Here is an 11,641-nt window from a genome sequence, read left to right as displayed (position 1 = left end):
GGGCAGGGGGCAGGGAGCAGGGGGAAAGAATTAAAAACCATTAATTTGTATCAAGATTTTCGTGAATTGGTATAAGCATTGCTTTTCTTTAAGATACTTGCTGTCCCTAACATTTCATTTCAATCTTCCTACGAGTTCTAGGAAACTGAGCAGATTCACGGTAGGTTGTTATCAAACCTTGATAAACCCTCGCTACTGTGGATACCTCCGTTTTCATCCAAACATTTATTGCGGTGTTTGTCCTGGCAGATGCTGTAGGCAATATACCAATAGTTTTAGCTTTAACAAAGGGCATGACACCAGAAGAAAGAAATAAAGTGATTGATAAAGGAAGTATTGTAGCGATCGCAGTTCTGTTGTTGTTTGCCTTTTCTGGTCAATATATTTTGACTTATCTAGAAATTAGCATGGCATCTTTACGGGTAGCTGGCGGGTTATTGCTGCTGTTAATCGCCTTACAAATGCTGCGGGGAGAACTAGACACACCCATTCACGAAGAAGGAAGGGATGTAGCAATCACACCCCTGGCTTTGCCATTGTTAGCCGGGCCAGGTACGCTGACAACAGTGATGTTATTCATGTCAAAATCCCAGAGTCCCCATCTGGGTGTAGTGTTAGGTATTATTGTGGCGATGTTTGTCACCTGGTTGATTTTGCGTTTAGCAAACCAGATTGATAAATTAATTGGTGTCGAAGGTACAGTGATTGTCACTCAGTTATTAGGTTTTTTATTAGCAGCTTTAGCAGTAGAAATTGGCAGTACAGGCATTAAAGAGTTGTTTCTGCACTAAATATATTTAGAGTTTGCTGGCAAGATGGAGTTCGGAGCTTCGACAAGGGAGTGATGATTTATAGTATTTTGAGATATCAATCTCTAAAGATTTATCAATTTAATTCCAGTTAATAACACTAATTGTGCCTATACCTTCAAACAGCCAAGACTTTGCATCAGCTCCTAATAGTAGCTCAGTTTTCAGTAGTCAAGTAAAACTGTCTACTCAAAACTTGCTTGCTGAAGTAGAACTCCTGCGGCTTGTAGCCAACTCACAGCTGACAGAGAACAAAAAAATAGTGATGGGACAGTTTCTCACGCCTATTTCAGTAGCAGACTTAATGGCTGGAATGTTTAATAGGCAGAATTTAAGCGACATTTCTCTGCTTGATGCTGGTGCAGGAGTTGGTTCACTCTTAGCAGCATTTGTCGCCAAACTATGTAAGCAGCAAGAACATCCATTAAAATTACGCATTGTCGCCTACGAAATTGATTCTGTTCTGATTAATTATTTGAATCAAACCTTAGAACTTTGTGCGGAAGAATGTCAAAACACCAAAATTATCTTTAATTACGAAGTTCGTGAGCAAGACTTCATCGAGGATGCTGTAAGGCTTCTGCAACCTGATTTGTTTTATCAACCAAACAGCACAACAGAATTTACTCACACCATTATTAATCCACCTTATTTAAAAATAAAAGCCAATTCCAAAGTTCGTAAATTACTAAGTTCTATAGGTTTAGAAACAAGTAATCTCTACACAGGTTTTATGGCGGCTACGGCTTTACTCCTCAAACCAGGAGGAGAGTTTATCGCTATTACCCCACGTAGTTTTTGCAATGGGCTATATTTTCGAGATTTCCGCAAGATGTTCTTAGAAATTATGGCTTTGCAACAGATACATCTTTTTGAATCTCGACAAGAAGTATTTCAAGATGATGATGTTTTACAAGAAACAATTATTATTCACGCCACAAAACAAAAGCAAAAGTTAGATACAGTACTAATCAGCAAAAGCGCTGGTGTCAACGATGACTTTGTAATGACCAACTCTGTACTTTATACAGACTTAGTTCATCCAGATGATTCAGAGCAATTCATTCATATTATTCCCGATACTCTCAGCCAGCAGGTTGTTCAGCAAATGTCTGATTTCACCTGCACTTTAACCGATTTGGGTTTAAAAGTTTCGACTGGACGGGTAGTTGATTTCCGTGCGAAACAGTATTTAAGAGCAAATCCCGAAAAGAATACAATTCCGTTGCTTTACCCAGTGAATTTTGTCGATGGGTATGTAGAATATCCCAAAATCACCAAAAAGCCCCAAGCCTTAATAAATGTAGAAGCCACAGCAAACCTGTTAGTACCAAACGAGCATTACGTTCTCTGTAAAAGGTTCTCATCTAAAGAAGAGAAAAGGCGGATTGTTGCTGTTGTCTATGATGCTAACCGAATTGACTGCACTAGTGTCGGCTTTGAAAATCACCTGAATTATTTTCACAAAGATGGACGTGGACTTGACTTGAATTTAGCGCGTGGACTGGCAATATATCTTAATTCCAGTCTGGTAGATATATTTTTTCGGCTGTTCAATGGACATACTCAAGTAAATGCTACAGACTTACGCAGCTTAAAATACCCTACGTTGGAACAGCTGATATCTGTGGGGAAACGGGTTGGTGAAAAGTTTCCCTCTCAAAGAGAAATCGATGCAATTGTGGAAATAGAGTTACTAAATATGACAAATCAGCCAGGAAACAACCCAATAGTTACTAAGGCTCGAATTGATGAAGCACTACAAATTTTAACGCAATTGGGCTTTCCTCGCGCACAACTAAATGAACGATCAGCATTGACTCTGGTGGCTTTGCTTGATTTAAAGCCCACAGATTCTTGGCAATCAGCAGCAGCCCCTTTGATGGGAATTACACCCATAATGGAATTTATGGCACAACACTATGGCAAAACTTACAAGCCCAACACGCGGGAAACAGTGCGTCGCCAAACAGTACACCAATTTTTAGATGCAGCTTTGATAGTTGCAAATCCAGATAAATTAAGCCGTCCCATTAATAGCCCAAAAACGGTTTATCAAATAGAAGAAAGTGCGCTGGAACTCTTGCGAACCTATGGTAGCGATGAATGGGAAAAGAGTATCCATACTTACTTGGCTTCCGTTGAGACACTCAAAAAGCGATATGCTCAAGAACGGGAAATGTCTCGCATCCCCATAGAGATTGAAGGGGAGATTAAAACCTTATCACCAGGTGGGCAAAATATTCTAATTGAAAAAATTATTAGTGATTTTGCTCCTCGGTTTACGCCTGGCGGAAAGCTGATTTATGTTGGTGATACAGACGAAAAGTTTGCCCATTTTAATCAAGCAGCATTAGCAGACTTAGGCATTACTGTTGATTCTCACGGCAAAATGCCAGATGTTATCATCCACTTTATAGCCAATAACTGGCTAGTTTTAATTGAAGCTGTAACTTCTCACGGCGCAATCAATCCTAAGCGGCAGAATGAACTTAAGAATACATTTAACAGGTCAAAAATACCCCTGGTGATGGTAACAGCATTTCTCAGCCGTCAAGCGATGATAGAGTATCTCACAGAGATTGCTTGGGAAACAGATGTCTGGGTTGCTGAAGATAAGACGCATTTAATTCACTTTAATGGTCAGCATTTGTTACAACTGCATGATTAAGTAAATCGGCATGAAAATGTGTGGTTAAAGTAGCCACCTTTAGCGTAAAATTTACTCCAAAAACACTCTGCCTTCCTTTGCGCCTCTCTGCGTTGAAAAAACCTACGCCTGTGAAAAGAAATGCTGCTTAAATACATCCACGCGTGAACAACGCCAATAATCAATGTGAGAAACAATCAAACCATCGGAGTTGAGAACTAATTCACTCCAGCCGCGAATAGAAATGCGTGGTTTCCAAGGTAGGGGACTATTCCAACTAAGTGTCCACTCGGTTTTGATGGTATCTCCCAAGCGTTGAATATCATGCAAATCCATCCTGGGATTGAAAAAGAAAGTCTTGATGAAATTAATCATCCACTGGTAAAGTTTAATGCCCCGAAACTTGAAAACTGCGTCTTGAAAATAAACATCTTCAGCGTAAATGTTATATGTTTGATTTTCGGGAAATCTTTGATAGTCATCTTTGAGAATTTCGATAATATCCATAATCAATAGATTTATCTATAAATGTGAAGAAAATTCAGGTGTTTGTAAGGTGGACATTAACTAGTATATTCTTAATTGGTTGAGGGTTTTGTTGAAAATGCCCACCCTACATTTAGCTCAAAAATAGGATTAAGATTCTGCCTTGAGGGGTAAAATAGCACTCATCTGTTCTAGATTTAAAACTTTGGCTAATTCGGCTTCAGTCATTAGCCCTTTTTCTAAAACAATCTGTCGGAGAGATTTGCCAGTTTCTAATGATTCTTTGGCGACTTCAGCAGCTTTGAGATAGCCAATGTGAGTATTTAAGGCGGTGACTAAAGCTAAACTGCCTTCGGCATATGCCAAACAGCGATCGCGGTTGGCAGTAATATTTTGAATGCAGCGTTCTGTTAGGGTGGCGATAGTATTGCCCAGAATTTCGATGCTGTGAATCAGGTTATAAGCAATCAACGGCATCATCACATTCAATTCTAATTGTCCCGCTTGGGCGGCAAGAGCGATCGCACTGTCGTAACCCATCACCTGAAAACACACCATCGATGTCATCTCTGCCATAACTGGGTTATATTTCCCTGGCATAATCGAGGAACCAGGTTGGACTGGAGGAAGTTGAATTTCTTTCAAGCCAGTTTTTGGCCCCGAATCCATCAACCGCAAATCATGAGATATTTTGACTAAATCCTGTGCCAAGTTCCGTAAAGCACCAGAAACATTGACAAAAGGAGCCATACTCTGCATGGCCGCCATCAAGTGAGGTGCAGGTTCTAAGGGCAAGTTGAGTAATTCTGAAAGCACACCCACGACACGGCTACGATATAGAGGATGGGTATTCAAACCTGTACCAGACGCACTACCACCCAAACCCAGCACCATCAAATCTCCAGAAGCAGTATAGATGCGGTTTTGATGTTCTGCGAGGATTTGCGCCCAAGCAGCAAAAGTATCACCCAAACGCACAGGTACAGCGTCCTGCATGTGGGTTCTGCCAGATTTGACGATATCCTGAAATTCTACAGCTTTGTTTTCTAAAGCGGCGATCGCTTTTTCTAAAGCTGGGTGCAGTGTATGAGACAGTGCCAATAAACCACCAATGCGAATTGCTGTGGGAATCACATCATTGGTAGACTGCCCATAGTTAACATGGTCGTTAGGATTAACTCGTTTGTAATTACCTTTTTCGTCACCGAGAATTTCTAACGCCCGATTTGCCAAAACTTCGTTAACATTCATGTGGTGAGAAGTCCCAGCACCCGCTTGATAGACATCGACCACAAACTGGTCACGCAATTGTCCCGCGAGGATTTCATCAGTGGCTTTAACAATCGCCTGACTAATATCTTGGGGAATACAGTCTAATTCACCGTTAACAATTGCTGTAGCTTTTTTAATAATTAAGCAAGCATCTACGTAAGTAGGCAAGGGCTTGATTCCGCTGATAGGGAAGTTTTCGGTCGCCCGTAAAGTTTGGATGCCGTAATAAGCGCTACTAGAAATTTGGCGATCGCCCATTGAGTCGCGCTCAATGCGAAAATCTATATTGTCAGTCATAGTATTGTTTGGATGATCTCAAAATACAGATCATGCCATGTAAATGACACTCACGCCTTTTTATATGTCCAATCTTCTAGGATCAAACCGGGAATTTGAGAGAAATCCTTTTGGTCAAATCAATTGATTTAAGCTAACCTTGAGTTTAAATACGCGCAGGTAAATATTATGATTAAAACACCAATTCGCCGTATATCTTTAGAGGAATTTTTACAATTACCAGAAACTAAACCAGCAAGTGAATATATCGATGGAGAAATATTTCAAAAACCTATGCCTCAAGGTAAACATAGTAGACTTCAGGGTAAATTGGTAACTACAGTTAATAGTGTAGTCGAGCCTGGAAAAATCGCCCTAGCTTTTCCAGAATTGCGCTGTACCTTTGGTGGACGTTCCACTGTTCCAGATGTAGCAGTATTTGCTTGGGAGCGGATTCCTGTAGATGAAAAAGGTAATATCGCCAATGTTTTTAATACATACCCAGATTGGACAATTAAAATCCTCTCTCCTGAACAAAGTACAACCAAAGTCACCAAAAATATTTTACATTGTTTAAATCACGGTACTAGCTTAGGTTGGTTAATTGATCCAGAGGAATATTGTGTTTTAGTTTATCCGCCTCACCAGCAATTAATATTTTTAGAAAACGAAGAAGATATATTGCCAGTTCCCGATTTAGTCAGTGATTTAAATTTGACATTAGGGCAATTATTTGCTTGGTTAAAGTTATAAATAATTCCTCAATCCAAATCATGACTTTACCTAACTGGATTACTTTTTCTCGCCTTCTCGGTGTACCATTTCTGCTTTATGGTTTGTACAACCCGACAGCACAAGCTAAATGGGTATGTTTGGCTATTTTTTTGGTAGCGGCGTTAACGGATTGGTTAGATGGATATTTAGCGCGGAAACTCAACCAAATTAGTGATTTGGGTAAGTTTTTAGATCCTTTAGTAGATAAATTTTTGGTGCTTGCGCCGTTGATGGTGTTGATTGAGTTAGGGAAAGTTCCAGCGTGGGGAGTGTTTTTAATTTTAGCGCGAGAGTTAGCGATCGCTGGTTGGCGAGTAAATCAAACCACGATTTCGGGGGCGAATATTTGGGGTAAACTCAAAACTGTCAGTCAAATAGCGGCGATCGCACTTTTGATTGCACCTTTATCAGCACAATGGAAAACTCCATCATTAATCGCTTTTTGGATTTCTGTGGTGTTGACTTTAATATCGGGTTTAATTTATCTTTTGCCGCCAAAAGTTAGTAATGTTGAGTAAAATTTAAACGCAGAGGTATGCGGAGTTTTTACCACAGGAAATTAATTGGCTACGAATTAATGAAACATTGTGGTCTTTTTCTGTTAATGAGATAATCGTCTTCTAAAATTGACATTAAATATTGACCATAGCTACTTTTAGACATTGGTTCAATCAATTCTTTGAGTTGGCAAGCATCTATATAGCCTTGATTGTAGGCTATCTCTTCAATACAAGCTATTTTTAATCCTTGCCTTTCTTCTAAAGTTTGAATAAAATTAGCAGCCTGATGTAAAGATTCGTGAGTTCCCGCATCTAACCAAGCATATCCACGTCCCAGAAGCTCGATTTTTAATTTTCCTTGCTTTAAATAAGCCATATTCACATCAGTTATTTCTAGTTCATTACGTACAGAAGGTTTGAGATTAGCGGCAATTTTTCCTACTTGAGAATCATAAAAATAAATACCTGGAATAACATATTTAGACTTAGGAAATGCAGGTTTTTCTTCTATTCCTATTACCCAACCTTCAGCATCAAGTTCAATCACTCCATAAGGACTTGGATCTTTTAGCTGATAGCCAAAAACGAGTCCGCCTTCTTTTAATTGTGCGGCTTTAATTAACACTTCTCTTAAACCATTACCATAAAATAGATTGTCTCCTAAAATTAAGCAGACTGGCTGATTTGCAATAAATTCTTTACCTAAAATAAAAGCATGAGCTAAACCTTCTGGATAAGGCTGTTCAATATAACTAAACTGCAAACCCCATTGACAACCATCTTTTAAAAGTTCTTGCAATAATGGTAAATCATTGGGTGTTGAAATAATTAAAATTTCTCTAATTCCAGCCAGCATTAACACAGACAATGGATAATAAATCATTGGCTTGTCATATATTGGCATCAGTTGTTTACTAACAACATTGGTTATAGGATAAAGACGCGTACCAAAGCCACCAGCTAAAATAATTCCTTTCATTTTGCATTCCGATTTCCGTAGTTTTGTTGCAACCAATTCACGTAAGCACCTGAACGTACTTGATTTACCCAATCTGAATTATCAAGATACCATTGGACTGTTTTTCTTAAACCACTATCAAAATTTTCTTGAGGATGCCAACCTAAATCACGCCTGATTTTACTACAATCAATTGCATATCTCCGGTCATGTCCTGGGCGATCTGGAACAAAGGTTATTAAAGAAGAATGGCAAAAATTTGACTTAGGAGCTAATTCATCAATTATGGCACATATTTTTTTTACAACTGTTAAATTAGTTTGTTCATTCAGTCCGCCAATATTGTAATTTTCACCAAGTTTTCCGTTTTGAAGAACTAGATATATAGCTTCACAATGATCAATAACGTAAAGCCAATCTCGAATATTTTTCCCATCACCATATATTGGTAAAGACTTACAATCTAAAGCATTAAGAATAGTCAAAGGAATGAGTTTTTCAGGAAATTGACGCATCCCATAGTTATTTGAGCTATTTGTTGTTAAAGTAGGTAATCCATAGGTGTGGTAGTAAGCTCGCACAAAATGATCTGCTGCGGCTTTAGATGCTGAATAAGGACTATTAGGCGCATAGGCTGTATCTTCTCGAAATGCTGATTCATGAAGTTGCAATGAGCCGTATACTTCATCTGTAGACACATGTAGAAACCGAAATTTTTGCTGTTTTTGAGGTGAGAGCTTTTGCAAGTAAAATCGAGCCGCTTCTAGTAAATTAAAGGTACCAACTACATTCGTTTGAATAAATATTTGAGGGCTGAAAATAGAACGGTCAACATGACTTTCGGCAGCAAAGTTGATAATGGCATCAGGTTGATATTTATTTAGTAAATAACTAACTAATTCAACGTTACCGATGTCTCCTTGCACAAAATGATAATTGCGATCGCCTTGCAATTCTGCTAAATTTTCTAAATTGCTGGCATAAGTTAGTTTGTCTAAGTTAATTACATTTAACCACTGATTTTTTCGAGATAAAAGTATAAAATTCGCCCCGATAAATCCAGCGCCTCCAGTTACTAGTGCTGTCAGCATACATCCTTCAGATTTGATTTATAATTAAAGTCAGTTCTATAAGTTGTTTGTATAAGCTAAGTATAACTAGACAAAACCTCTATTTATTTTTCATCCTCCGTAATAATATGTATCAAACAGACCCGCCTCGTCCAGCGAAAGAATTCCTACCTGTTATTCTGATAAATTACAGGCTTTCCAACTGGTTGCAGACAGCTATAGTGAAATAAATTTAACTACACCACGAATTTGGATGCCTGGTTTACAACTGGGATTAGGACTTTGGCAAAGCTCTTACAAAGGAATTGAGCGATCGTGGTTACGCTGGTATGATGCAAATGGAAATTGGGTTCCTACTCCCGTTGAGCAGGAAAACCAACAAGTTGATAGATTAGCTGCGAAGGTTGAGAAATTAGCTGCCAAATTACGAGAATTGGGTATTGACCTAAATCAGCTATAGAACTCTACACAGCTTGTAAAATCTCCTCATCTACAGAAAAATCAACTTCTTTTTTATCTCGTCCACTGGCTAAATAATCATTATTCAAAGAATCACTCAGTCCAGAAATTAAATCATATTCAGGCTGCCAATTTAATTCTGCTTGGGCTTTATGTACCGATGCGAAGAAATGCTGAACGCGCATAGGGAAAGCTTTGCGTTTACCGAAATCAAATTTTTTCGAGTCGTAATGTACAATTTTAACTGCATCTGGTGATTTACCAGCCGCTACAGCACAAGCACGAGCTAAACCATCAAATGTGACAAAGCGATCGCCTGAAATATTATAAATCTGTCCAATCGCTTTTTGATTGCCGACTACTAAAGACATGGCTGTTGCCAAATCTTGCACATGCCCCAACTGCGTGATATGTAACCCATTACCAGGAATCAGAATCGGGCGATCGCGCACAATTCTATCAAAAAACCAGCCTTCCAATTCGTTGTAGTTACTCGGCCCGTAAATGTAAGTCGGGCGAATTGAGGTAAAAGGCAATCCTTTTTCAGCTAAATAGGCTTCTGTTTCATGTTTACCTAAATGACGGCTCTTAGGGTCTACAGCATCACCTTCAACATGAGGTAATTGGTCAGATTTGAGATAAACTCCCGCAGAACTCATGTAAACAAAATTTTGTACCCGCCCTTGGAAAATTTCTGCTAATGGCTGAGTGTCAGTTAGTTCTCGTCCATTATTGTCAAAAATGATGTCAAAATTTTCTTGTGACAATTTTTCTTTCAGCTGTGCTGCATCCGTGCGATCGCCTATAATTTGTCCTACTCCTGGTGGTACAGGACGATTGCCCCGATTGAACAGTACCACCTCATGCCCTTGTTTTAAAAGTATTTGAGTTAGGTAAACACCAATGAACCTAGTACCACCCATAATCAAAATTCGCATAAATTCCCCTGTTATATCAATTGCTCATGGAGAAGCTAGGGGATAGAGGTTACAGGTTACAGGTTACAGAATAGAGGTTAGATATCTGTTTTTGATACTAGTCCCTACCCTTTTTCCTAATCCCTATTCCCTACTTCCCACTCCCCAACTTGAGGTTATCAGGTTGCTGTATCCCTCTGGAACCACTTGCGGCATAATTCCGTCTGGGGTTGAATCTGGGGCGCTTCCTCACAATTTATCGATGTATTTTTCACTTATTCAAGTTTAGTTGTGTCCTTGAAATATGCCCTGGTTCATGAGTGGTTAACACCTAAAGCCACCGGTGGTTCAGAACTAGTTGTACAAGAAATTCTGAATCATGTTAATGCTGATTTATATGCTCTGATTGACTTTGAATCCAGCAATCCTGAAAGTTACTTGTATAAACGTCAAATTGGTACAACGTTTCTTCAGTATTTACCTTCTGCCCGTAATGGCGTGCAGAAATACTTACCTTTGTTGCCCTTGGCCATTGAACAACTGGATTTGCGCCAATATGACGTAATCTTGTCTTCTTCTCATGCTGTAGCCAAGGGAATTCTGACTACCCCCGACCAGTTGCATATTTGCTACTGTCACAGTCCCATGCGTTATGCCTGGGATTTGACTTTTGATTATCTCCGGCAAAGTCAACTAGGCAGTGGTTTAGCAGGTTGGTTAACCAAGTATTTACTGCATCAGTTACGCCAGTGGGATGTATTAAGTGCCAATCGCGTTGATTACTTTATTGCCAATTCGCAGCACACAGCTAGACGAATTTGGCGCTGCTATCGACGTGAAGCCACAGTTATTTATCCACCAGTGAATGTAGAAGCATTTCCTCTTTTTGAAGAAAAAGAGGATTTTTACTTGACTGTTTCCCGTTTAGTTAGCTATAAGCAAGTAACTTTAATTGTCCAAGCTTTTAATCAATTGCAGCTACCATTGGTAGTAATTGGTACAGGTTCAGAAATGGAAAAAATTCGCCAAATAGCCAACCTTAACATTAAAATACTGGGTTGGCAGCCTGATGATGTAGTAAAAAAATATATGGCGCAAGCCAGAGCATTTGTCTATGCAGCTTGTGAAGACTTTGGCATTGCCTTAGTAGAAGCACAAGCTTGTGGTACTCCAGTTATTGCTTATGGGGCGGGAGGTGCTTTAGAAACAGTCCGAGATGTGCGATCGCACAAGGAGCAAGGAACAGGTATCTTTTTTAAAGAGCAAACAATAGCAGCGTTAATAGAAGCAGTGGAAAAATTTGAAATGTATCAAAATGCGTTTAACCCTGAGTATTTGCGATCGCACGCTACCCAGTTTTCACCGCCAATTTTTGCACAGCGCTATCTAGATTTTCTCAACAAATGTGACAAAACCAGATCATACTTAGAATGATGGTCGAAATTTGTGTACTGAAATTGTGTATGCTTT

11 protein-coding genes are annotated in these 11,641 nt (G+C 39.2%); 6 read left to right on the top strand and 5 right to left on the bottom strand.

All coding sequences use genetic code 11. The annotated features are described in order from the left end of the window. Positions 1–197 precede the first annotated feature (197 nt). Positions 198–791, top strand: a complete 594-nt coding sequence (locus IQ259_RS16110; RefSeq protein ID WP_193886508.1) for a MarC family protein — start codon at positions 198–200, stop codon at positions 789–791. 124 nt (positions 792–915) lie between these two features. Beyond that, positions 916–3,480, top strand: a complete 2,565-nt coding sequence (locus tag IQ259_RS16105) for a BsuBI/PstI family type II restriction endonuclease (RefSeq protein WP_339383918.1) — start codon at positions 916–918, stop codon at positions 3,478–3,480. 102 nt (positions 3,481–3,582) lie between these two features. On the opposite strand, the gene IQ259_RS16100 is transcribed toward IQ259_RS16105, so the two are convergent. Both IQ259_RS16100 and IQ259_RS16095 read right to left on the bottom strand, forming a co-directional pair. Next, the gene (locus tag IQ259_RS16100) at positions 3,583–3,966 is read right to left on the bottom strand and encodes a DUF2358 domain-containing protein (protein ID WP_193886506.1); all 384 of its coding nucleotides are present in this window, start codon (positions 3,964–3,966) and stop codon (positions 3,583–3,585) included. 129 nt (positions 3,967–4,095) lie between these two features. Further along, positions 4,096–5,514: an aspartate ammonia-lyase gene (locus tag IQ259_RS16095; RefSeq protein ID WP_193886504.1), complete on the bottom strand. Its 1,419-nt coding sequence runs from the start codon at positions 5,512–5,514 to the stop codon at positions 4,096–4,098. A 168-nt stretch (positions 5,515–5,682) separates the two neighbouring features. Between IQ259_RS16095 and IQ259_RS16090 the strand changes: the two genes are divergently transcribed. After that, positions 5,683–6,246: a Uma2 family endonuclease gene (locus IQ259_RS16090; protein ID WP_193886502.1), complete on the top strand. Its 564-nt coding sequence runs from the start codon at positions 5,683–5,685 to the stop codon at positions 6,244–6,246. 20 nt (positions 6,247–6,266) lie between these two features. Next, entirely contained in the window at positions 6,267–6,785 is a 519-nt protein-coding gene (gene pgsA, locus IQ259_RS16085; protein WP_193886500.1) for a CDP-diacylglycerol--glycerol-3-phosphate 3-phosphatidyltransferase, read from the top strand. Positions 6,786–6,834: 49 nt separating this feature from the next. Here the strand turns inward: pgsA and rfbA are convergent, their stop codons facing one another. Together rfbA and rfbB are read right to left on the bottom strand one after the other, a co-directional pair. Further along, positions 6,835–7,746 (bottom strand): glucose-1-phosphate thymidylyltransferase RfbA, encoded by a 912-nt coding sequence (gene rfbA, locus IQ259_RS16080; RefSeq protein ID WP_193886498.1) that lies wholly within the window; start codon positions 7,744–7,746, stop codon positions 6,835–6,837. Further along, positions 7,743–8,816 carry a dTDP-glucose 4,6-dehydratase gene (gene rfbB, locus IQ259_RS16075; protein WP_193886496.1) on the bottom strand — a complete coding sequence of 358 codons (1,074 nt, stop codon included), beginning with the start codon at positions 8,814–8,816 and terminating at the stop codon, positions 7,743–7,745. Before rfbB ends, rfbA begins: the two co-directional genes overlap by 4 nt. Positions 8,817–9,048: 232 nt before the next feature. Here rfbB and IQ259_RS16070 point away from each other — a divergent pair, with 232 nt between their 5' ends. Then, positions 9,049–9,255: a hypothetical protein gene (locus IQ259_RS16070; RefSeq protein WP_228014572.1), complete on the top strand. Its 207-nt coding sequence runs from the start codon at positions 9,049–9,051 to the stop codon at positions 9,253–9,255. A gap of 4 nt (positions 9,256–9,259) precedes the next feature. Here the strand turns inward: IQ259_RS16070 and IQ259_RS16065 are convergent, their stop codons facing one another. Beyond that, a complete protein-coding gene (locus IQ259_RS16065; RefSeq protein WP_193886494.1) occupies positions 9,260–10,192 on the bottom strand; it encodes an NAD-dependent epimerase/dehydratase family protein in 933 nt (310 codons plus the stop codon). Between the two features lie 270 nt (positions 10,193–10,462). Between IQ259_RS16065 and IQ259_RS16060 the strand changes: the two genes are divergently transcribed. Beyond that, positions 10,463–11,605, top strand: a complete 1,143-nt coding sequence (locus IQ259_RS16060; protein WP_193886492.1) for a glycosyltransferase — start codon at positions 10,463–10,465, stop codon at positions 11,603–11,605. Positions 11,606–11,641: the final 36 nt, after the last annotated feature.

This window comes from Fortiea sp. LEGE XX443, from assembly GCF_015206815.1.
Lineage (GTDB): Bacteria > Cyanobacteriota > Cyanobacteriia > Cyanobacteriales > Nostocaceae > Nostoc_B.
The sequence above is the reverse complement of the archived record's forward strand: the minus strand, read 5'-3'. Positions and strand labels throughout refer to the sequence as shown.